The organism is Pigmentiphaga sp. (assembly GCF_033795525.1).
GTDB lineage: Bacteria > Pseudomonadota > Gammaproteobacteria > Burkholderiales > Burkholderiaceae_B > Pigmentiphaga.
In genome coordinates this window covers 317,584-338,947 of record NZ_JARYGM010000002.1, presented here as the reverse complement: position 1 = coordinate 338,947, position 21,364 = coordinate 317,584, and the positions used below count along the sequence as shown (strand labels likewise).

At 64.4% G+C, this 21,364-nt stretch carries 17 protein-coding genes; 4 read left to right on the top strand and 13 right to left on the bottom strand.

The window, feature by feature from the left end; all coding sequences use genetic code 11:
• Positions 1 to 5 precede the first annotated feature (5 nt).
• Entirely contained in the window at positions 6 to 869 is an 864-nt protein-coding gene (locus QHC78_RS06340; protein WP_319743043.1) for a DMT family transporter, read from the bottom strand.
• A 171-nt stretch (positions 870 to 1,040) separates the two neighbouring features.
• On the opposite strand from QHC78_RS06340, the gene QHC78_RS06335 reads away from it, so the two are divergent.
• On the top strand, positions 1,041 to 2,399 hold the full coding sequence (locus QHC78_RS06335) for an aminotransferase-like domain-containing protein (RefSeq protein ID WP_319743463.1): 1,359 nt from the start codon (positions 1,041 to 1,043) through the stop codon (positions 2,397 to 2,399).
• Between the two features lie 40 nt (positions 2,400 to 2,439).
• On the opposite strand, the gene zapE is transcribed toward QHC78_RS06335, so the two are convergent.
• Positions 2,440 to 3,534 (bottom strand): cell division protein ZapE, encoded by a 1,095-nt coding sequence (gene zapE / locus QHC78_RS06330; protein WP_319743042.1) that lies wholly within the window; start codon positions 3,532 to 3,534, stop codon positions 2,440 to 2,442.
• A gap of 78 nt (positions 3,535 to 3,612) precedes the next feature.
• On the bottom strand, positions 3,613 to 4,641 hold the full coding sequence (locus QHC78_RS06325; protein WP_319743041.1) for an aromatic ring-hydroxylating dioxygenase subunit alpha: 1,029 nt from the start codon (positions 4,639 to 4,641) through the stop codon (positions 3,613 to 3,615).
• Positions 4,642 to 5,072: 431 nt separating this feature from the next.
• Here QHC78_RS06325 and ku point away from each other — a divergent pair, with 431 nt between their 5' ends.
• Positions 5,073 to 5,951, top strand: coding sequence for a non-homologous end joining protein Ku (gene ku, locus QHC78_RS06320; RefSeq protein ID WP_319743040.1), 879 nt, complete (start codon positions 5,073 to 5,075; stop codon positions 5,949 to 5,951).
• Positions 5,952 to 5,969: 18 nt separating this feature from the next.
• Positions 5,970 to 8,390 carry a DNA ligase D gene (gene ligD / locus QHC78_RS06315; RefSeq protein WP_319743039.1) on the top strand — a complete coding sequence of 807 codons (2,421 nt, stop codon included), beginning with the start codon at positions 5,970 to 5,972 and terminating at the stop codon, positions 8,388 to 8,390.
• A gap of 211 nt (positions 8,391 to 8,601) precedes the next feature.
• Here the strand turns inward: ligD and lpdA are convergent, their stop codons facing one another.
• From lpdA to QHC78_RS06300, 3 genes are all read right to left on the bottom strand, one after another.
• Positions 8,602 to 10,029: a dihydrolipoyl dehydrogenase gene (gene lpdA, locus QHC78_RS06310; RefSeq protein WP_319743038.1), complete on the bottom strand. Its 1,428-nt coding sequence runs from the start codon at positions 10,027 to 10,029 to the stop codon at positions 8,602 to 8,604.
• Positions 10,030 to 10,194: 165 nt separating this feature from the next.
• Positions 10,195 to 11,430: a 2-oxoglutarate dehydrogenase complex dihydrolipoyllysine-residue succinyltransferase gene (gene odhB / locus QHC78_RS06305; protein WP_319743037.1), complete on the bottom strand. Its 1,236-nt coding sequence runs from the start codon at positions 11,428 to 11,430 to the stop codon at positions 10,195 to 10,197.
• Between the two features lie 94 nt (positions 11,431 to 11,524).
• Positions 11,525 to 14,392: a 2-oxoglutarate dehydrogenase E1 component gene (locus tag QHC78_RS06300; protein ID WP_319743036.1), complete on the bottom strand. Its 2,868-nt coding sequence runs from the start codon at positions 14,390 to 14,392 to the stop codon at positions 11,525 to 11,527.
• A 380-nt stretch (positions 14,393 to 14,772) separates the two neighbouring features.
• Between QHC78_RS06300 and QHC78_RS06295 the strand changes: the two genes are divergently transcribed.
• Complete coding sequence (locus tag QHC78_RS06295) at positions 14,773 to 14,928, top strand: hypothetical protein (protein ID WP_319743035.1); 156 nt, start codon at positions 14,773 to 14,775, stop codon at positions 14,926 to 14,928.
• An 84-nt stretch (positions 14,929 to 15,012) separates the two neighbouring features.
• Here QHC78_RS06295 and gltA read toward each other — a convergent pair whose 3' ends face one another.
• The 7 genes from gltA to QHC78_RS06260 form a co-directional block, all read right to left on the bottom strand.
• Entirely contained in the window at positions 15,013 to 16,323 is a 1,311-nt protein-coding gene (gltA, locus tag QHC78_RS06290; protein WP_319743034.1) for a citrate synthase, read from the bottom strand.
• 47 nt (positions 16,324 to 16,370) lie between these two features.
• Positions 16,371 to 16,631, bottom strand: a complete 261-nt coding sequence (locus QHC78_RS06285) for an FAD assembly factor SdhE (RefSeq protein ID WP_319743033.1) — start codon at positions 16,629 to 16,631, stop codon at positions 16,371 to 16,373.
• A 5-nt stretch (positions 16,632 to 16,636) separates the two neighbouring features.
• Complete coding sequence (locus QHC78_RS06280; RefSeq protein WP_319743032.1) at positions 16,637 to 17,353, bottom strand: succinate dehydrogenase iron-sulfur subunit; 717 nt, start codon at positions 17,351 to 17,353, stop codon at positions 16,637 to 16,639.
• Positions 17,354 to 17,470: 117 nt separating this feature from the next.
• Positions 17,471 to 19,249, bottom strand: coding sequence for a succinate dehydrogenase flavoprotein subunit (gene sdhA / locus QHC78_RS06275; protein ID WP_319743031.1), 1,779 nt, complete (start codon positions 19,247 to 19,249; stop codon positions 17,471 to 17,473).
• Positions 19,250 to 19,252: 3 nt separating this feature from the next.
• Positions 19,253 to 19,636: a succinate dehydrogenase, hydrophobic membrane anchor protein gene (sdhD, locus tag QHC78_RS06270; protein ID WP_319743030.1), complete on the bottom strand. Its 384-nt coding sequence runs from the start codon at positions 19,634 to 19,636 to the stop codon at positions 19,253 to 19,255.
• The gene (gene sdhC, locus QHC78_RS06265; protein WP_319743029.1) at positions 19,636 to 20,049 is read right to left on the bottom strand and encodes a succinate dehydrogenase, cytochrome b556 subunit; all 414 of its coding nucleotides are present in this window, start codon (positions 20,047 to 20,049) and stop codon (positions 19,636 to 19,638) included. The genes sdhD and sdhC overlap by 1 nt, the downstream gene beginning before the upstream one ends.
• Before the next feature lie 215 nt (positions 20,050 to 20,264).
• Positions 20,265 to 21,047 (bottom strand): GntR family transcriptional regulator, encoded by a 783-nt coding sequence (locus QHC78_RS06260; protein ID WP_413816433.1) that lies wholly within the window; start codon positions 21,045 to 21,047, stop codon positions 20,265 to 20,267.
• Positions 21,048 to 21,364: the final 317 nt, after the last annotated feature.

The window sequence follows — 21,364 nt, the reverse complement described above, 5'->3', positions numbered from 1 at the left end:
GAATCTCAGGCGGCGAACTTCTTCGCCCCTGCGACACATGCCACCGCGCCCAGCGTCACGACCAGCATCGTCGAGTCGACCGCCTCGTGCAGCAACAGCGCCGCCAAGCCGAAGCCAAGGAAAGGCTGGAGCAACTGCAGCTGGCCCACTGCGGCGATGCCCCCCTGTGCCAGGCCGCGGTACCAGAAGACAAAACCGAGCAGCATGCTGAACAAGGACACGTAGGCCAGTCCCAACCATGCCGGCACGCCGACATGACGCAGCGATACGGGCATGGTCGCCCCGGACAGAGGAAGCATGACCGGCAGGGACAGCGCCAGCGCCCAGCTGATTACCTGCCAACCGCCGAGCGTGCGGGCAAGGCGCCCTCCCTCCGCATAGCCCAGGCCGCATACGACGATTGCCGCGACCATCAAGCCATCGCCCAGCGGCGACGCCCCCGCCCTCGCCTGGAGAGCGTAGCCCGCGACCAAGACGCCGCCTGCCACGGCAAACGACCAGAAGGCGGCACCGGGACGTTCGCCGGCTCGCAGAGCGCCAAACACCGCCGTGCATAGCGGCAGCAGTCCCACGAAAACCATCGCGTGAGCGGACGAGACCTGCTGCACCGCGAGCGCGGTCAACAGCGGAAACCCAACCACGACGCCCAGGGCAACCAGCGCAAGCGATGGCAATTCCGCGGGCGTCGGCCGGCGCTGCCGGCCTGTTGCCAAGAGCACGCTGCCCAGCAAGGCCGCGATGGTGGCGCGGGCACAGGTCAGGAACACCGGGTCGAAGTCACTCACCGCGACACGCGTCGCCGGCAGCGAGCCGGCAAAAACCACTACGCCGATAAATCCGTTCAACCACCCGCTTGTCGCCTTGTCCATTGCGCCCTCTTCCACGAGCGCGCACTACACCATGTCCCGGCAGTTTCTCCCAGGCACAATCCAGTACAGTATCAAGGAACTGTTATGCTTGCTTGACGAGTACGGTTCCCGGCTTTGACTTGTTGCAAGGATAAGAAAGTGACGCGCCCCGCCACCCGGATCGATACGGTCATGGAAGCGATTCGCACCAAGATCGCCTCGCGCTCCTACCTGCCCGGAACGCGGCTGCCGTCCGTGCGTGCGCAGGCGCAAGCCATGCGGCTCTCGGTGTCGACGGTGGTCGAAGCGTACGAGCGCCTTGCCGCCGAAGGCCTGATTGGCTCGCGCCCGGGGTCGGGTTTCTACGTCGCGGGACCGGTCGCGCCGCTTGCGCTCGCCGAAATGGGCCCCCGGCTCGATCGCGAGGTCGACCCGCTTTGGATATCGCGCCAATCGCTCGAAACCAGCGCAACGGCGCTCAAGCCCGGATGCGGCTGGCTGCCTGCTTCGTGGATGTACGACACCGGCATGCGGCGCGCACTGCGTGCCGCAGCCCGCGCCGACGCTTCCGTCCTGACCGACTACGCCGCGCCGCTAGGCCTTGCGCCGCTGCGCGAGGTATTGGCCCGGCGCATGGCCGCGTTCGGGCTCGATGTGTCCGCCGGGCAAATCATGCTGACCGACTCGGGAACCCAGGCTATCGACCTCATCTGCCGCTTCCTGCTGGAACCCGGCGACACCGTGCTGGTCGACGATCCTTGTTATTTCAATTTCCACGCCCTGCTCAAGGCGCACCGGGCCAAGGCCGTCGGCATTCCCTACACGCCCGATGGCCCGGACATCGCGGCATTCGACGCGGCGATGAAAACGCACTCCCCGCGGCTCTATATCACCAACTCCGGCATCCACAATCCCACCGGCGCGTCGCTTTCTCCCGCGGTGGCGCATCGGCTGCTGAAACTCGCGGACGACACAGGCCTCGCCATCGTCGAGGACGACATCTTCGCCGACTTCGAGATGCATCCCGCACCAAGACTTGCCGCCTTCGATGGCCTGTCCCGCGTGATCCAGATCGGCAGTTTCTCCAAGACGATATCGGCGTCACTGCGATGCGGCTACATCGCTGCCCGCGCCGATTGGATCGACAGTCTTGCCGACCTCAAGCTCGCCACCAGCTTCGGCGGCGGACAGCTCGCGGCCCACGTATTGCTGGCCGCGCTGACCGACAGCGGCTACCGCAAACACATGGAATCGATACGAAGCCGGCTGGCCGCAGCAAGGGAGACCACACTCGCCCGCCTGGACGCGCTGGGCATTACACCGTGGCTCGTTCCTCAATCGGGCATGTTCGTCTGGTGCCGGCTGCCCGAGGGTGCCGATGCCGCACGCATGGCGCGTGATTGCCTGGGTGACGGCGTGGTACTGGCGCCAGGCAATGCCTTCAGCCTGTCACTGCGCGCGGGCGACTTCCTGCGCTTTAATGTCGCCCAATGTACCGATGACCGGATTTTCGAGGTCCTGGAGCGAGCCTTGTCGCGGCAAGCATCGTGATCGCGCCGCGCATCACTGAACCGCCCCGGCGTGCGGGGCTTCAGAGCGAGACGGTTGCGCGCCGCTCCTCGTCCAGGTATTCGCGCGATTGCATCTCCAGCAGCCGCGACACCGTGCGGTGGAACTCGTTGGCGAGCGCTCCCTGGGTGTAGAGCGCTTCCGGCTCGCAGGCTGCCGAGATCACCAGTTTGACCTTGTGGTCGTAGAACACGTCCACCAGCCACGTGAAGCGGCGCGCCTCGGAAGCCTGCCTGGGCCCCATGGCCGGGACGTCAGACAGGATCACCGCATGAAAGCGGCTGGCCAGCTCCAGGTAGTCGTTCTGCGAACGAGGTCCGCCGCACAGGGTCGCGAAATCGAACCAGACCACCGTGCCCGCCAGCCTGCGGGCGTGGATCTGCCGATTCTCGATCGACAACACCGGTGGTTCGATGGGCGGCGTGTCGGCCAGCATGGCAAAGGCCTTTTCCAGCGCCGCGTCGGCCTGGGGACCGAGCGGGCTATGGTAGATCTCGACCTGCTCCAAGGCCCGGCGCCGGTAGTCCACGCCCGAGTCCACATTGAGCACGTCCATTTTTTCCTTGATCAGCGCGATGGCCGGCATGATGCGGTCCCGGTGCAGCCCCTCGGGATACAAGGTCGACGGTTCGTAGTTGGAGGTCATCACGAACGACGTGCCGTTGTTGAACAAGCCCAACAGCAGCCGGTACAGGATCATGGCGTCGGCAACGTCCGAGACGTGGAACTCGTCGAAGCAGATCAAGCGGTAGCGCCGGGAGATACGCCGCGCCACTTCGTCGAGGGGATCGGCCATGCCCTTGACCTCGTCCAGCTCGCGGTGGACCCCACGCATGAATTCGTGGAAATGCAGCCGGGTCTTGCGGCGCACCGGCACCGTGGCGTAGAAAGCGTCCATCAGGAAGCTCTTGCCGCGCCCGACGCCGCCCCACATGTAGACGCCGCGCGGCACGCCCGGCCGGTTCAGCAGGCGCTTGAGCGCGTTGGAACGCAGCGACTTGAACTCGACCCAGTCATCGTAGTAGCGCTGCAAGCGCTCGATGGCGGCGCGCTGGGCCGCATCCGGGGTGAACCCGCGCTCGGCCAGGGCGTGTTCGTAGTATTCGCGGACGTTCATTGCGGTCGGGCAAAAGACAAAAGTATACGTCTTGCGCCCGACCGTACCCGTTCACGCCGCGGCAACGAATGCCGGGGCTCAGGCCCGCCGCTCGTTGTAGACCTCGTCCTCGCCATGCTGGCGCAGCAGCTCCAGCATCATCCTGCGCATCAGCAGTCCCGGCTTGTCCGACTCCATGTGCTGCTCGGCACGCCGGGCGGTATCGATGCAGGCATCGAAATCGGTCGCCTCCAGGATCTCGCGGTCTTCTTCGACAATAGGCGCATCCCAGGCAATCAGCTCCTCGGTGGAACAGTCGCTCTCGTCATCGTTCCGGTACAGCCACTGCGCCAGCGCGATGGTGGAATCGTCGATCGGCGTGGCGCAGTTATAGATGATGTGATGCTTGCCGGTATCGGCGTAGATGCAGCCGAAACGGCGCACGGAAGGCATGTACCACCGGTTGTACAAGTGCCGTTCGATAAAGGGCTGCGTGCTGCCGCTGACCCGGTGCCCGGCCGGAGGATTCTTCACCGGGACCACGGTATGCGCCTCGAAGCCCCAGGCGTCTTCCTTGATCTCGTAGATGCTGGGCCGGGGCTGCTCATAGATGCCGAAGTTGGCCCTATGCACGTAGCTGAAGTGGGCCGAATCGAATGCGTTCTCCATGAACCTTAGCGGACTCGTTTTCCAGGTCTGGTAGAACTGGAAGATACGCCGGTAGCCGGGAGCGCCGTCCTCAGGGAAGTCAGGAATGGGTTGCAGCGGATCGTCCAACGCCACCCATACGTACCCGTATTTTTCCTGGCAGGCGTACGCCCGCACCCGGCAGGCCTTGGGAACAGGCTTGTCCGGCGCCTGCGGGATGCGTACGCAGGCGCCCGAGGCGTCGAAGGTCCAGCCGTGGTAGGCGCACACGATGCGCCCATCCTCGATCGAACCCTTGGACAGCTTTGCGGTGCGATGGCAACAGCGGTCTTCCAGCGCCACCGGCTGCCCGTCGGCTCCCTTCCACAGCACCAGCGGCTCGCCCAGCAAGGTAAACGGCCGCGGACCGTCCTCGAGGACGGACATCGGCATCAACGCGTACCAGAAACGGCGCAGGATCTTTTGCTTGGTCACTAGCATGGGAACGCTCCATGGAGGCAGAGAAAGGCCGGATGCGGCCGGGAGCGCAGTCTGTGCGGAGGAGCGTCGCCGTGGGACCGCTCTGTTGCACATGGCCGTCGCCATCCACAACCGCCCCGGAGGGCAAGCGGCCAGCGGCCGCCAGAGCAATGTCCCGCCTGCGGGCCGCCAGCGGCGCCGCAAGCTAACTGCTTCTACTCCAATCCCCGCCGAAGCAATCGTCATGCCATGACAAACCGCCGTGCCGCCGCTCTCCCCGGACACGGGCATGCCCCAAAACGTGACATTTCGCACCTCGAGCGTGCCTTGCGCCCAAGGCGCCGGCATGCCGGATAACAGTCTGCTACCAGTTCGCGGGCAGCGTGCGCATCCGGCGCGGCCGCCTCGGATATGCTGGAACGTGACGATTCGGCTACAGAAAAGGCACCGCCATGGCTACCACGGCACGCACCCTCTGGAAAGGCGCAATCAGCTTCGGCCTGGTCCACATCCCGGTGGCCCTCTATACGGCTACCCAGGAAACCGAGCTGGATTTCGATTGGCTCGACAAGCGCACCATGGACCGGGTGGGCTACAAGCGCGTCAACAAGCGCACCGGACGCGAGATCACGCGGGAAAACATCGTCAAGGGTATCGCCTACGAGGACGGCCGCTACGTGGTCCTGAGCGAAGACGAAATCCGCGCCGCCTATCCCGAGTCCACGCAGACGATAGAAATCGAAACCTTCGTGGCGGCCAACGAGATCCCATTCATCTACCTCGAACGTCCCTATTACCTCGCGCCGCTGGGCAAGGGCGCCAAGGTCTATGCGCTGCTGCGTGAAGCCCTGCTCAAGACCGGCCGGGTCGGCATCGCGCGAGTGGTGATCCAGACCAAGCAACACCTCGCGGCGCTGATACCGGCGGGCCCCGGCCTGGTCCTGAACCTGCTGCGCTGGGCCGACGAGATCCGTTCGTGGGAAAACCTCGACCTGCCCGAGGAAGGCAGCCATGCGGAAGGCATCTCCGCGCGCGAGATGAAGATGGCCGTCCAGCTGATCGACGACATGGCGGGGGAGTGGGATCCGGCGCAGTACCGCGACGAATTCAAAGAGAAGATCCTGCAACTCGTGCAGACCAAGATCGAAGCCGACGAAACCGAGTCCGTGACGCAGCTCGAAGCCATGGAGGAAACCCGGCCGACAGCCGACATCGTAGACCTGACCGAACTGCTCAAGCGCAGCCTCGAAAAGAACAAGGGCGAAAGCAAGGGAGACGGCGGCAGCCGCGGAAGCCATGCGCGCGGCGGCAAGACCCGGCGCCGGGCGTGACGCGACAGGGAGCGGACCATGGCCAGGAACGACTCTCTCAGTACCTATCGCGCCAAGCGGGACTTCTCCCGCAGCCCCGAACCGAGCGCAGGCGGCAAACGGGGCCAGGGTGCCTTGTCGTTCGTCGTCCAGCGGCATGCCGCGCGCCGCCTGCACTATGACTTCCGGCTGGAACTGGACGGCACGCTCAAGAGCTGGGCCGTTCCCAAGGGCCCTAGCCTGGACCCCGGTGTCAAACGGATGGCGGTACAGGTGGAAGACCACCCGCTTTCTTACGGCAGCTTCGAAGGCCGCATTCCCGAGGGCCATTATGGTGCCGGCGAGGTCGCCATCTGGGATGCCGGCACCTGGGTCCCGCTGGAGGATCCGCGCAAGGGCTACCGCGCCGGCAAGCTCAAGTTCGAATTGCGCGGCACCAAGCTGCATGGTCAATGGGCGCTGGTTCGGATGCGCAAGGCCGAGAAGCAACCGGCCTGGCTGCTGATCAAGGAGAAAGACGAATACGCCGTCAGCGGACCGCAGGCCGATGCCGAAGAAGCCTCGCCCCCTGCCCCGGCCTACGACAAGCTGCCGCCCCGGCTGGAGCCCGAGCTTGCCACGCTGGTCAATGCGGCGCCGCCGGACCACGAACACTGGCAATACGAGCTGAAGTTCGACGGCTACCGCATCCTGGCGCGGATCGAAGACGGCCACGTACGCCTGCTCACCCGCACCGGCAAGGACTGGACGCACAAGCTCAAGGATCTGCACGAGGCGCTGTCGACCATGCAACTGGCCGACGCCTGGCTCGATGGCGAGATCATCGTGCCAGACGAACAAGGAATACCGGACTTCCAGGCACTGCAGAACGCGTTCGAAACCGGCTCGGCCCGCGGGGTGGTCTATTACCTGTTCGACATCCCCTTCTATGCAGGCCGCGATTTGCGGGGACTGCCGTTGACCGACCGCCGGGCCACCCTGCGCAGCTTGCTCGACGACGCCGACCCTGCCCACGTGCGGTTCAGCGACGCCTTCGACGCCATGCCCCGGGACTTGGTCGCCTCGGCATGCAAGCTCGGGTTCGAGGGCGTGATCGGCAAGCGTAAGGACAGCGGCTACCGTTCCGGGCGATCCGCCGATTGGATCAAGCTCAAATGCCAGAACCGGCAGGAGTTCGTCATCGGCGGCTACACGGACCCGAAAGGCTCGCGTACCGGCCTGGGCTCGCTGCTGCTAGGCGTGTACGACGAACACGGCCGGCTGCGCTATGCTGGCAACGTCGGTTCAGGGTTCAGCCAGCGCACGCTGGAATCGCTCAAGAAGCGGCTGGATGAACTGGCGACACCGCACTCCCCGTTCGAGCAAAACGTGGCCGGCGCCGGCAAGGCGCATTGGGTGCGACCCGAGCTGCTGGCCGAAGTGTCCTTTGCCGAATGGACCGGCGGCGGACATGTCCGCCAAGGTGTATTCCGCGGGCTGCGCGCCGACAAACCGGCCGATGCCGTGACGCGTGAAGAACCCGCCGCGCCCCCCAAGGAATCCGAAACCATGCAGAGCAATGGCCTGCCTTCGTCCTTCCACGTCACCCATCCCGGCCGCGTCATCGACAAGCAGAGCGGGATTACCAAGCTTCAACTCATCCAATGCTATGCGGCGATGGCGCCGTTGCTGCTTCCCCACCTGAAAGACCGGCCGGTGGCGCTGGTGCGCGCGCCCGAAGGCATCGGCGGCGAGCTGTTCTTTCAGAAGCATGCCGACCGGGCCGCCCTGCCCGGCATCGTGCGGCTGCCCCAGAAACTGGACCCCGGCCATCCACCATTAATGAAAATCGATGATTTGCAGGGCCTGCTGTCCGTGGCGCAGATGAACACCATCGAGCTGCACACGTGGAACGGCGTGGACCATGCCATCGGCACGCCCGACCGCATGACCTTCGACCTCGATCCCGGCGAAGGTGTGGGCTGGCCGCAAATCCAGGAAGGGACCAAACTGTTGCACGTATTCCTGCAGGAACTAGGCCTGCCGGCATTTCCGAAAACCAGTGGCGGCAAAGGCATGCACGTCATCGTCCCGCTGCAGCCGGAGTACGACTGGGACACGGTCAAGGCATTCTCCCGTGCCATCGTCCGCCATCTTGCCACCACGCTGCCGCGCCACTTCGTCTCCAAGAGCGGCCCGCGCAACCGGGTCGGCAAGATATTCATCGACTACCTGCGCAACGGCTTTGGCGCCACCACGGTCTGCGCATGGTCGGTACGGGCGCGCCCGGGCCTGGGCGTGTCCGTGCCCGTTGCCTGGGACGAGCTGGACTCGTTGACGAGCTCGGCACACTGGACGCTATACGTGTTGGGCGATCGGCTGGCTACGGGCAATGCGCCGTGGGCCGACTATGAACGCTCGCGTATATCGCTGAGCGATGCCATGCGGCGGATGGACTTCGACCCCAAGACCGATGTTTAAGACCCTCCGGCCGACTTGACGCGGTGCGCATAGCTGGTCGCATGCCGCGCGTGGTTCAGGCATCCGCCGCGCGGCTGCTCGGCGGCCCGAGGCGCTGACCAGCGGTCATTGGGACGCGAGGAAAACCCACTGCCGCTGGCGCAGCATCCATGAGAAAAAGCCCGCCGGGCTTGCGCGCGGCGGGCTTTCCTGGGGTTACGACAGGGATCGCTTAGAAATTCAGCGCCCGCTTGTCCACCGCCAGCGCAGCTTCCTTCACCGCCTCGGAGAGCGAGGGGTGGGCATGGCAGATCCGCGCGATGTCTTCCGACGCAGCGCGGAACTCCATGGCCACCACGCATTCCGAGATCAACTCGGAAGCCTGCGGGCCGATGATGTGCACGCCCAGGATCTCGTCCGTCTTGGCATCGGCAATGACCTTGACCATGCCCGTGGTGTCGCCCAGCGCGCGGGCGCGGCCGTTGGCCAGGAACGGGAACGTTCCGGCCTTGTAGGCACGACCTTCGTTCTTGAGCGCCTGTTCGGTCTTGCCCACCCAGGAGATCTCGGGCGAGGTATAGATGACCGACGGGATGGTGTTGAAGTTGACGTGACCATGCTGGCCAGCGATGCGCTCGGCCACGGCCACGCCCTCTTCCTCCGCCTTGTGCGCCAGCATCGGGCCGCGCACGACGTCGCCGATGGCCCAGACATTGGGCAGGCCGGTGCGGCAGTCGTCGTCGACCGCAATGAAACCGCGCTCGTCCAGCTTCAGGCCGACCCCTTCCGCGTTGAGGCCCTGGGTGTTGGGTACGCGGCCGATAGAGACGATCAGCTTGTCGACCACCAACGACTGTTCGGCACCGGCGGCATCGGTGTACTTGATGGTGACATTCTTGGCGGCCGGCTTGACCTCGCCGATCTTCACGCCCAGGTTGATCTTCAGGCCCTGCTTGGTAAGAACCTTCAGCGCTTCCTTGGCGATCTGCTCGTCGGCGGCCGGCAGGAACGTCGGCAGCGCCTCGAGGACGGTCACTTCGGAACCCAGGCGGCGCCAGACGCTGCCCAGCTCCAGGCCGATCACGCCGGCGCCGATGACACCCAGTCGCTTGGGCACCGCACCTATGGCGAGCGCACCGTCATTCGACAGGACCTGCTTCTCGTCGAAGGGCAGGTCCGGCAGCGCACGCGGGCTCGAGCCGGTGGCGACGATCACGTGCTTGGCGACGAGGTCTTCCTCGCTGGGGCCGGAGACCTTGATCGACCAGCCTCCGTCGACCTGGCCGGAGAACGAGCCGGTGCCGTGCAAGAAGGTGACCTTGTTCTTCTTGAACAGGAACAGGATGCCGTCGTTGTTCTGCTTGACGACCGTATCCTTGCGCGCCAGCAGCTTGCCGAGATCCAGGCCCAGGCCTTTGACCTCGATGCCATGGTCGGCGAAATGGTGTCCGGCATGCTCGTAGTACTCGGACGACTGCAACAGCGCCTTCGAGGGAATGCAGCCCACGTTGGTGCAGGTGCCACCCGGGGCGGGTGCGCCCTTGGCATTGCTCCAGGCGTCGATGCAGGCGACCGACATGCCCAGCTGGGCGGCACGGATCGCCGCGATATATCCGCCGGGACCGGCACCGATGACGACAACGTCGAATTGCTTGCTCATTTCATTCTTTCCAGTTGAATCATAGAAGGACCCGATTGACCCAAGGCGCCGCGAACCGACCCACCGGCCCGCGCCGAGCCTCGGAGTCCCAGGGCGCCGCGGATCCGGCTCCGCCGGTCCGCCGGCGCCGCCCCCTGGGGGGCGTGCGTCGGCGCGCAGGGGGGGTCAAACATCCAGCAACAGGCGCTGCGGATCTTCCAGGGCTTCCTTCATGGCGACCAGCCCCAGTACGGCCTCGCGGCCGTCGATGATGCGGTGGTCGTAGGACATGGCGAGGTAGTTGATGGGCCGGATCACGATCTGGCCGTTCTCCACCACGGGACGCTCCTTGGTGGCGTGCACGCCCAGGATGGCCGATTGCGGCGGGTTGATGATGGGGGTCGACAGCATGGAGCCGAAGACGCCGCCGTTGGAAATCGAGAACGTACCGCCGGTGAGCTCTTCGATGCTGAGCTTGCCGTCCTTGGCCTTCTGGCCGAACTCGGCGATCTTCTTCTCGATGTCGGCCAGGCTGAGCTGGTCGGCGTTGCGCAGGATAGGCACCACCAGGCCGCGCGGGCTGCCCACTGCGATGCCGATGTCGAAGTAGCCGTGATAGACGATGTCCTTGCCGTCCACCGAAGCGTTCAGGACGGGATAGCGCTTGAGCGCCGCCACGGCGGCCTTGACGAAGAAGGACATGAAGCCCAGCTTGACGCCGTGTTCCTTCTCGAACTTGTCCTTGTACTTGGCGCGCAGGTCCATCACGGCCTGCATGTTGACCTCGTTGAACGTGGTCAGGATGGCGTTCTCGGACTGCGACTGCAGCAGGCGCTCGGCCACGCGGGCGCGCAGGCGGCTCATCGGCACGCGCTGCTCGGGGCGGCCGTTGACCAGCGTAGCAGCGTCATTGAGGACCGGAGCCGGCTTGGCGGCGGGACGGTTCTCGGAGGCAGCCAGCGCATCGCCCTTGGTGATGCGGCCACCGCGGCCGCTGCCGGCCACCGATTCGGGAGCAATGCCCTGCTCGGCCAGCAGCTTGGCGGCGGCGGGCGAAGGAATCGACGTGGCGGGCGCGGCCGGGGCAGCAGCGGCAGCAGCAGGTGCCGGCGCGGCGGCAGCGGCGGGCGCAGCCGCTTCGGGGGCCGGGGCAGCGGCGGCAGGGGCGGCGGCCGCCTTGCCTTCCGTATCGATCTTGGCGATGACTTCCTCGGAAGCCACGGTGCTGCCGTCGCCCTTGACGATCTCGGCGAGCACGCCGTCCGCCGGCGCGGGCACTTCCAGCACGACCTTGTCGGTCTCGATCTCGATCACGATTTCGTCGCGCGAGACGGCTTCGCCCGGCTTCTTCTTCCAGGAGAGCAGCGTGCCTTCCGACACCGATTCAGAAAATTGAGGGACTTTTACGTCGACTATTGCCATGTCAGTTTTTCCGCAAGAATGGGGAGTTCGTTCGTTGTCCGGCGCCTGCGGCCGAACGCCAGGGCCGCGCATCGCGCGGCCCTGGGAATGAGGTTCACTTGGTCAGTACAAAGCCCTTGAGGCGGCCAAAGGCCTGATCCAGCAACGCTTTCTGCTGTTCCAGGTGCTTCGAGTAGTAGCCGACCGCGGGCGAGGCCGAGGCGGGACGACCGGCGTAGGCGAGTTTCTGGCCTTCGGACATGTTCTCGTACAGGTGATGTTGGACGTAGAACCAGGGGCCCTGGTTCTGGGGTTCGTCCTGGACCCAGATCACTTCCGTGGCGTTGGGATACTTCTTGAACTCGGCCGCGAGGACCTTGTGCGGGAACGGATAGAGCTGCTCGACGCGCGCAATGGCAACGTCGGTGGCGCCCCTGTCCTTGCGCGCGTTGACGAGGTCGTAATAGACCTTGCCGGAGCACAGCAGCACGCGCTTGACCTTCTCGGCGTCTATGGTGTCGTCGACTTCGCCGATCAGCGTCTGGAACGAACCCTTGCTGAAATCCGACAGCGGCGACCCCGCCTCCTTGTTGCGGAGCAGCGACTTGGGCGTGAAGATCACCAGCGGCTTGCGGAACTGGCGGATCATCTGGCGGCGCAGCAGATGGAAGATCTGCGCGGCGTTGGTCGGCTGGACCACCTGCATGTTGTTGTCGGCGCTCAGCTGGAGGAAGCGCTCGATGCGGCCCGAGGAGTGCTCGGGGCCCTGGCCTTCGTAACCGTGCGGCAGCATCAGCACCAGGCCGGACTGGCGGCCCCACTTGGCCTCGCCCGAACTGATGAACTGATCGATGACGACCTGCGCGCCGTTGGCGAAGTCGCCGAACTGCCCTTCCCAGATGACCAGCGTATTGGGTTCCGCGGTCGAATAGCCGTACTCGAAGCCCATGACGGCTTCTTCGGACAGGATGGAGTCGATCACCCGGAACGGCGCCTGCGCCTCGGACACGTTCTGCAGCGGGACGTAGACGCCCGAATCCCAGCGCTCGCGGTTCTGGTCGTGCAGCACCGCGTGGCGGTGCGTGAAGGTGCCGCGGCCGGAATCCTGGCCGGTCAACCGGACCGGATAGCCGACGGCCACCAGGCTGGCGAAGGCCAGGTGCTCGCCCATGCCCCAGTCCAGATTCATTTCGCCGCGCGCCATCGCCCGGCGGTCGGCCAGCACCTTTTCGACGATGGGATGCAGCTTGAAATTGTCCGGCACGGTGGTGATGCGCTCGCCCAGCCGCTTGAGCTCGGCCAGCGGCACCGACGTGTCGGCCGAATCCGTCCACTTGCGGCCCAGGAACGGCGACCAATCGACCGCGTACTTGTTCTTGTAGTCGGTCAGGACCGGGTCCACCGTATGGCGGCCTTCGTCCATCGCTGCACGGAAGCGCTTGACGTATTCATCGGCTTCCTCGGCGGTGATCACGCCCTGCACGACCAGCTTGTCGGCGTACAGCTTGCGGGTGCCCGGATGCTTGCCGATACGCTTGTACATCAGCGGCTGGGTCAGCGCCGGCGTGTCCTGCTCGTTGTGGCCGAGCTTGCGGAAGCAGACGATGTCGACCACGATGTCCTTCTGGAACTCGGCACGGAAGTCCATCGCCAGGCGCGTCGCGAACACCACGGCCTCGGGATCGTCGCCGTTCACATGCAGCACCGGCGCTTCGATCATCTTGACGACGTCGGTGCAGTACAGCGTCGAACGGGTATCGCGCGGGTCGGACGTGGTGAAACCGATCTGGTTATTGATAACCAGGTGCACGGTGCCGCCCGTGCCGTAGCCGCGGGTCTGGGCCAGGTTGAGCGTTTCCATGACGACGCCCTGCCCGATGAAGGCGGCGTCGCCGTGCACCAGCACCGGCAGCACTTGCTTGCCGCCCTCGAGGCCACGGCGTTCCTGCCGCGCGCGGGCGCTGCCCTCGACCACCGGATTGACGATCTCGAGGTGCGAGGGGTTGAAGGCCAGCGATACGTGAACCGGACCGCCGCGGGTCGAGATATCGCTCGAGAAGCCTTTATGGTATTTGACGTCGCCCGCCGCGAGGCCGCCGTCGTCGTACTTGCCTTCGAACTCGGCGAACAAGTCCTTGGGCATCTTGCCCAAGGTGTTGACCAGCACGTTCAGGCGCCCGCGGTGGGCCATGCCCAGCACCACTTCCTGGATGCCGCACTCGCCGGCATGCTGGATCAGCTCGTCGATCGCCGGGATGAAGCTGTCGCCGCCTTCCAGCGAGAAGCGCTTCTGGCCGACATACTTGGTATGCAGGTAGCGCTCCAGGCCCTCGGCCGCGGTCAGGCGCTCGAGAATGTGCTTCTTCTGATCGTTGGTGAAGTTCGGCGTGGCCTGGGTGCTTTCCAGGCGCTGCTGGATCCAGCGCTTGATCACCGGATCGGTGATGTGCATGAATTCGACGCCGATGGTCCGGCAGTAGGTATCGCGCAAGGCCTTCACGATCTCGCGCAGCGTCATGTGCTCGGCGGTCGTGAAGTAGGTGTTGGTGGCCGAATAGACCTTGTCCATGTCGGCCTCGGTGAGGCCGTAGAAACCGGGTTCCAGCTCGGGAATCGAGGGCCGCTCCTGGCGTTGCAGCGGATCCAGGTCGGCCCAGCGGGCGCCCAGGAAGCGATAGGCGGCAATGATGGACTGGACGTGGACCTGCTTGCTGGCTACCGACAGATCGCTTTCGGCCGTGCGCGGCAGGAACGCGTTGGCGCGTGCCCGCTGGGCGAAGGATTCGATGACGGGAGCATGGGCCTGGTCGCGGGTGGATTCCTGGCCGTCAACCGCCGGCGTGTGCTGCAACTGGTCGAAATAATTGCGCCAGTTGTCGGGAACGGAACCCGGGTTGTCGAGGTAGGCCTCGTAGAGTTCTTCCACGTACGGCGCATTCCCCCCGAACAAATACGAGGTGCTGGATTCTTGGATGCTGGACATGATTTGCGCTTCACCTTGCCGGGTGTTTCACCCGTTCGATGCAGGACGTACCTTCCGCGACACGGCTTTGCCGATTAGCGGATAGCGAGTGCAGAAGGCGGTTGATGGAAACCTTTCGGTTGACAGGGCCAAAAAATCAATAAACTTGTAAAGGATAGCACTTAGGGACATCCCTTGCTGGGAAATTCCACCCCGGTGTGGCGGTTTACCCGACGCTTGCGCGTCCCGCCCTTACCTCTGTGCAAGACAGCTGCGGCCAGCACTTGGTTCCAGTGCGGCATGCAAGAAAGGGTTGCCGAAGCAACCCTTTCCGACCGCTTTGCGCGGCGCAACAACGCCCGCTGCGGAACCTTTGTTCATCCTGCTTGCTGCCGTTCTCCATGACCGTCGCACTGGGCCGCTTCGGTCGATCGGACCAGCGCTGCGGTCCCGCCCCGCTCGGCCGCCGCGACCTCTTTTTGCTGCAACGCGACGAAGGCCGTCATCTGCCCGCGGGCGTAGCCATAGGCCAGGTCGAACAGCGAATCGTGGCCTGAAAGGCAGAAAAAAACCCGCCTGCTAACAGGCGGGTCGGCGTGCCAGTTGCAACGGCCGGTGTATGACGCCGGCCATCCCGTGGCTCAACGCTGGTCCAGGTCCTTGACCTCGCGGGCAGCCGAACCGGTGTACAGCTGGCGCGGACGGCCGATCTTGTAGTCCGGGTCGGAGATCATTTCGTCCCACTGGGCGATCCAGCCAACCGTACGGGCCAGCGCGAAGATGGCCGTGAACAGCTGAGTCGGGATGCCGATCGCGCGCTGGACGATGCCCGAGTAGAAGTCGACGTTCGGGTACAGCTTGCGCTGGACGAAGTAATCGTCCTCCAAGGCGATCTTCTCGAGCGCCATGGCCAGCTTGAACAGCGGATCGTCCTGCAGGCCCAGCTCTTCCAGCACTTCGCGGCAGGTCTGCTGCATCAGCTTGGCGCGGGGGTCGTAGTTCTTGTAGACGCGGTGGCCAAAGCCCATCAGGCGCACGCCCGAGTTCTTGTCCTTGACCTTGGCCACGAACTCGCCCAGCTTGTCCACGCCGCCGGCCGCCAGCAGATCTTCCAGCATCTGCAGCGCCGCTTCGTTGGCGCCGCCGTGGGCCGGGCCCCAGAGGCACGCCACGCCGGCCGCGATGGCGGCAAACGGGTTGGTACCCGAGGAGCCGCACAGGCGCACGGTCGAGGTCGACGCATTCTGTTCATGGTCGGCGTGCAGGATGAAGATGCGGTCGAGCGCGCGCTCGATGACCGGATTCACCTGGTATTCCTCGCACGGCGTGCCGAACATCATGCGCAGGAAGTTGCCGGTGTAGGACAGGTCGTTCTTCGGATAGACGTAGGGCTGGCCGACCGAATACTTATAGGCCATGGCCACCAGCGTAGGCATCTTGGCAATCAGGCGTATGGCCGAGATTTCGCGGTGCTTGGGCTGGGTAATGTCGATGGAGTCGTGATAGAAAGCCGACAGCGCGCCGACCAGGCCCGTCAGCACGGCCATGGGGTGGGCGTCCCGGCGGAAGCCGCGCAGGAAGAACTGCAGCTGCTCGTTGACCATGGTGTGGTGCGTCACCAGGTGGTCGAAGTCGGCCTTCTGCTGGGCGTTCGGCAACTCGCCGTTCAGGATCAGGTAGCAGGTTTCCAGGAAATCGCACTTGACCGCCAATTGTTCGATCGGATAGCCGCGGTAGAGCAACTCGCCCTTGTCGCCGTCGATGTAGGTGATGCTGGACGAGCAAGCGGCGGTCGACATGAAGCCCGGGTCGAGGGTGAACATCCCGGTTTGCGCGTACAGCTTGCGGATATCGACGACCGACGGGCCGATCGTGCCTTCATAAACCGGAAACTCTGCGCTCTGGCTCCCATCGGAGAAGGTCAGGGTCGCTTTCTTGTCGGACAGTTTCATCGGATGTTCCTCTTCCATCAAAATCAATCATTCGGACTCGGGCCGCTTCACACCGAACGCAGCCTTTTCAGCAAGTCCTGCATCGCGGGCGTCGCCAGGTCTCCCTCCGGCTCCTTGCGGGCCAGCAGATAGTCCAGCAGTTCGTTGTCGGTCAGCTCGAGCAACCGGGTCAGCTCCGCCACGTCCGCATCGGTGAGCTGCGATTCGTACGCATCCAGAAAACGCGTGAGAATCAGGTCGTTCTCGAGCAGGCCGCGCCGGGCGCGCCAGCGCAGGCGCGTCCGGTCTTGCAGGGAAAATTCCGGCACCACGATCAGATCGCGCGCCGGGCCATCATTTCCTTGATCTTGCCTATCGCCCGGGTGGGGTTGAGTCCCTTCGGACAGACATCGACGCAGTTCATGATGGTGTGGCAACGGAACAAACGATATGGATCCTCGAGGTTATCCAAACGTTCCCCGGTTGCTTCGTCGCGGCTGTCCGCGAGGAAGCGATAGGCTTGCAGCAGTCCGGCGGGACCGACGAACTTGTCGGGATTCCACCAGAACGAAGGGCACGACGTGGAGCAGCAAGCACAAAGAATACACTCATACAGGCCATCCAGTTCTTCGCGCGCCTCGGGCGACTGCAGGCGCTCCTTTTCGGGCGGCGGCGCGTTATTGATCAGGAACGGCTTGACGGAGTGGTACTGGTTGAAGAAGTGCGTCATGTCGACGATAAGGTCGCGGATGACGGGCAGGCCCGGCAGCGGCTTGAGCACGATAGGCTCTTTCAGGTCGCGCAGGTTGGTCGTGCACGACAGGCCGTTCTTGCCGTTGATGTTCATGGCGTCGGAACCGCACACCCCTTCGCGGCACGAGCGGCGGAAGGACAGGCTGTCGTCGACGTCGTTCTTGATGCGCACCAGCGCGTCAAGAAGCATCTTGTCGTTCGGACCCAGCTCCACTTCCAGCTTCTGCATGTAGGGACGCTCGTCCTTGTCCGGGTCGTAGCGGTAGATCTCGAACTTCACAATGCGCTTGGCACTCATGAAATACTCCAAAAAGGGTTGGTCCCCTCCTGCGCGCTTCGCGCGCCCCCCAGGGGCGGCGCCGGCGGACCGGCGAAACCGGATCCACGGCGCCCTGGGGGGGGGACGGCATGTCAGTTAGAAAGTTCGGGCCTTCGGCGGGAAGCTCTCGACCGTCAGCGGCTTCATCGTTACGGGCTTGTACTCGAGGCGGTTGCCCTCGGCATACCACAGCGTGTGGCGCAGCCAGTTCTGGTCGTCGCGCTCGGGGTGATCGCTGTGCGCATGGGCGCCACGGCTTTCCGTGCGGGCGGCGGCCGATACGATGGTGGCCTTGGCCACTTCGATCAGGTTGTCCAGCTCCAGCGCCTCGACGCGGGCCATGTTGAAGACCTTGGAGTGATCCTGGATCGCAACGCTCTTGGCGCGCTCGGCAAGCTGATTGATCTGCTCCACCCCCTCGTCCAGCAGCGTCTGGGTACGGAATACACCGCAATGGCGTTGCATGGAGTTGCGGATGTCGTTGGCCACGTGCTGCACGCGCTCGCCCTGCTTGCGGCTTTCCATGGCGTCGACCCGGCCCATGGTGAAGTCGGCGGCGTCGGCCGGCAGCGCCTTGTGCGAGCGCTGCTTGAGGTTGGCGGCGATGATATGGTTGCCGGCGGCACGGCCGAACACCACGAGGTCGAGCAACGAATTGGTGCCCAGGCGGTTGGCGCCGTGCACCGACACGCAGGAGCATTCGCCGATGGCATACAGGCCGTTCACCACGGTATTGGGATTGCCATCCTTGGGTACGACGACCTGGCCATAGTAGTTGGTCGGGATGCCGCCCATCTGGTAATGGATGGTGGGCACGACCGGGATCGGTTCCTTGATGGGATCGACGTTGGCGAACTTGATCGCGATCTCGCGAATCGACGGCAGGCGCTTGTTGATGGTCTCGGCGCCGAGGTGGTCCAGCTTCAGGAGCACGTAATCCCCATTGGGACCGGCTCCGCGCCCTTCCTTGATCTCCTGGTCCATCGAGCGCGAAACGAAGTCGCGCGGCGCCAGGTCCTTCAGCGTCGGCGCATAGCGCTCCATGAAGCGCTCGCCGTCCTTGTTCAGCAGAATGCCGCCTTCACCGCGCACGCCCTCGGTGATCAGGACGCCCGCGCCGGCCACGCCGGTCGGGTGGAACTGCCAGAACTCCATGTCTTCGAGCGGCAGGCCCGCACGCGCGGCCATGCCCAGGCCGTCGCCGGTGTTGATGAAGGCATTGGTGGAAGCGGCCCAGATGCGGCCGGCGCCGCCGGTGGCCAGCACCGTGGTTTTGGCTTCGAAGATGTAGATCTCGCCGGTTTCCATCTCGAGCGCCGTCACGCCGACGACGTCGCCTTCGGAATCGCGGATCAGGTCGAGCGTCATCCATTCGACGAAGAACTGGGTACGCGCGGCGACGTTGCGCTGGTAGAGCGTATGCAGCAGCGCGTGGCCGGTACGGTCGGCCGCGGCACAGGCACGCTGCACCGGTTTTTCGCCGAAGTTGGCGGTGTGGCCGCCGAAGGGACGCTGGTAGATGGTGCCGTTGGGGTTGCGATCGAACGGCATGCCGAAGTGCTCGAGCTCGTAGACCGCATTGGGGGCTTCACGGCACATGAACTCGATGGCGTCCTGGTCGCCCAGCCAGTCCGAGCCCTTGACGGTGTCGTACATGTGCCAGAACCAATTGTCTTCGCTCATGTTGCCCAGCGAAGCACCGATCCCGCCCTGGGCGGCGACGGTGTGCGAGCGCGTCGGGAAGACCTTGGAGAAGACGGCGACGCTCAGGCCGGCTTGCGCAAGCTGCAGCGAGCAACGCATGCCGGATCCACCGGCGCCGACTACCACCACATCGAACTGGCGGCGCGGAAGAGAAGATTTAACGGCGGCCACGACTTAGATTCTCCAAAGAATTTGAGCGGCATAGACGACAGAACCGACCAGCCACAGAACGGTCAGGACTTGCAGGGCCAAGCGCAGGCCGGCCGGCTTGACGTAGTCCATCCAGATGTCACGCACGCCGATCCAGGCGTGATAGGCCAGCGACAGGAAAGCCAGCATGGCCAGCAGCTTGCCCAGCGGGAAGCTGAACACCTCGAAATTGAAGAGGCGGACCCAGTTTTCGTAGGTGAATTCGGGCGTGAGCAGCGCGCCGATGCCGAGCACCAGCGTATAGATGACCAGCACGACGGCGGTGATGCGCTGGATGATCCAGTCCTTGACGCCGTAGTGCGCGCCGACGACCAGGCGCTTGGGACCGATATTTTGCGGGGCCGACATCAGAATACTCCGAACAGTTTCAAACCGAAGATGACGGTCAGCGCGAGGCTGACGACCAGCACGACGCCCGCGGAACGCTGCGCCTTGTACTTTTCCAGTCCCATGTGCAGATCCAGCGCCAGGAACCGGATGCCCGCACAGAAGTGATGCAGGTAGGCCCAGATGAGTCCCAGCAGGATGAGCTTGACCAAGGGATGCGTGACGAAATCGTGGAACTGCGCAAAGCCGATTTCCGAGATGAGGCTGCGTTCCCACAGCGGCAGCAGGATCACGGGCAGCGCGAGGAACAGCGCGAAACCGGAAATTCGATGCAGAATCGACACTTTGCCGGCCAGCGGGAGGCGGTAGCGCGCGATCTGGGAGATCTGGATATTTCTGAACTGTGGACGGGGTTTTGCGGCAGAGTCGGACATCACGACCTCGGGTAAAGTAAGCAAACCATGAAAAAAACCATTGCTGCGGAAGTGCGCATCAGGGAATTCGTCTAGGGAAACCGGCGCCACCGGCCGGGTTTCCGTCGGGGTCCGAAGGCCGGCGGACAAGCGCCGCGCCCAGGCCGCCGGTTAAGGCAAACATGCTATTTTCGCCCATTCATCGCCACCGTATCAAATCGTGTCCCAAAACGGCGTCAATTGAGGCTGTTCCAGTAGTGGTAGCGCGAGGTCAGGTACAGCCCCCGGCGCATCTCGACCGGCCGGTCTCCGTAGGTAAAGGAAATACGCTCCACCTGTAGCAACGGGGTGCCCGCCGGGATCTCCAATAGCGCGGCCTCGGGCTCGCCGGCCGCGACCGCGCGGATCTTCTCGTCGGCACGGATCATCCGCACGCCGAACTCGCTTTCGAACAAACCGTACATCGGTCCCTTGTATTCGGCCAGGCGCTCTGCCGTCAGGCCCTTGAACAGGGAGCCGGGCAACCAGATCTCGTCGATGACGGTGGGCACGTCGCCGAACGACAGCACCCGCCTGACCAGGACGACACTGTCGCCGGCACGCAGCTCCAACGCCTTGGCCACCTCGGCCGGCGCGCGCAGGCGCCGGCACTCGAGGAAGCGGCTGCGTGAACCGGCGTGCTGGCCATCGTCAGGCGCCAGCCGCAAAAAACGGAAACGGACGCGGTCTTCGTGATGCGTTGCAACGAAGGTTCCCTTGCCCTGGCGACGCAGCAGGATATGGTCGGCGGCGAGCTCGTCGATGGCCTTGCGCACGGTGCCCTGGCTGACCTTGAAGCGCGCCGCCAGGTCCAGCTCGCTGGGAATGGCCTCGCCCGGCTTCCACTCGCCGCGGTCCAGGCTTTGCAGGATCAAGGCCTTGATTTGCCTGTATAAAGGACTGAACGCCGCACCCGGCGCCCCTGGTTCGTCGGCCGCAGCCCCGCCCGACGTGGCAGGCGCGTCGGACGAGGCGGACATCCAGGGAGCATGGGGCTTGATCGGCATGGCTCGGATTGTGTCACAGCGTAAGCGGCGGTGTCCAACCAAAACGGCGAAAAATCTTATGTCTTATATAAAACATAAGATATGTTTATTGACGCCCAGTGGCGATTTTTCTACACTCGGCGGATCATGTCCATCCACGCTTGCCGCGCCGTCCGCCTTCCGTACGCGCATCGCCGTTCCCTGCCCGCCGTGGATGCCGGCTTTCCTCCCTCTCTTCCCCATCGTGCATTGCGCCGTGCCCTTCCCTTGCGGAGTTACACTGCGCGTCGCGTCATTCCAACTCACCTTCC

Bases quoted from the DNA above. Each gene is read 5' to 3' on its own strand.
- QHC78_RS06340 (WP_319743043.1), bottom strand. From the start codon at position 869: ATGGACAAGGCGACAAGCGGGTGGTTGAACGGATTTATCGGCGTAGTG.
- QHC78_RS06300 (WP_319743036.1), bottom strand. From the start codon at position 14,392: ATGTCCAGCATCCAAGAATCCAGCACCTCGTATTTGTTCGGGGGGAAT.
- ligD (WP_319743039.1), top strand. From the start codon at position 5,970: ATGGCCAGGAACGACTCTCTCAGTACCTATCGCGCCAAGCGGGACTTC.
- QHC78_RS06295 (WP_319743035.1), top strand. From the start codon at position 14,773: ATGACCGTCGCACTGGGCCGCTTCGGTCGATCGGACCAGCGCTGCGGT.
- sdhC (WP_319743029.1), bottom strand. From the start codon at position 20,049: ATGTCCGACTCTGCCGCAAAACCCCGTCCACAGTTCAGAAATATCCAG.
- gltA (WP_319743034.1), bottom strand. From the start codon at position 16,323: ATGAAACTGTCCGACAAGAAAGCGACCCTGACCTTCTCCGATGGGAGC.
- sdhD (WP_319743030.1), bottom strand. From the start codon at position 19,636: ATGTCGGCCCCGCAAAATATCGGTCCCAAGCGCCTGGTCGTCGGCGCG.
- odhB (WP_319743037.1), bottom strand. From the start codon at position 11,430: ATGGCAATAGTCGACGTAAAAGTCCCTCAATTTTCTGAATCGGTGTCG.
- QHC78_RS06335 (WP_319743463.1), top strand. From the start codon at position 1,041: ATGGAAGCGATTCGCACCAAGATCGCCTCGCGCTCCTACCTGCCCGGA.
- ku (WP_319743040.1), top strand. From the start codon at position 5,073: ATGGCTACCACGGCACGCACCCTCTGGAAAGGCGCAATCAGCTTCGGC.
- QHC78_RS06280 (WP_319743032.1), bottom strand. From the start codon at position 17,353: ATGAGTGCCAAGCGCATTGTGAAGTTCGAGATCTACCGCTACGACCCG.
- lpdA (WP_319743038.1), bottom strand. From the start codon at position 10,029: ATGAGCAAGCAATTCGACGTTGTCGTCATCGGTGCCGGTCCCGGCGGA.
- zapE (WP_319743042.1), bottom strand. From the start codon at position 3,534: ATGAACGTCCGCGAATACTACGAACACGCCCTGGCCGAGCGCGGGTTC.
- QHC78_RS06325 (WP_319743041.1), bottom strand. From the start codon at position 4,641: ATGCTAGTGACCAAGCAAAAGATCCTGCGCCGTTTCTGGTACGCGTTG.
- QHC78_RS06260 (WP_413816433.1), bottom strand. From the start codon at position 21,047: ATGTCCGCCTCGTCCGACGCGCCTGCCACGTCGGGCGGGGCTGCGGCC.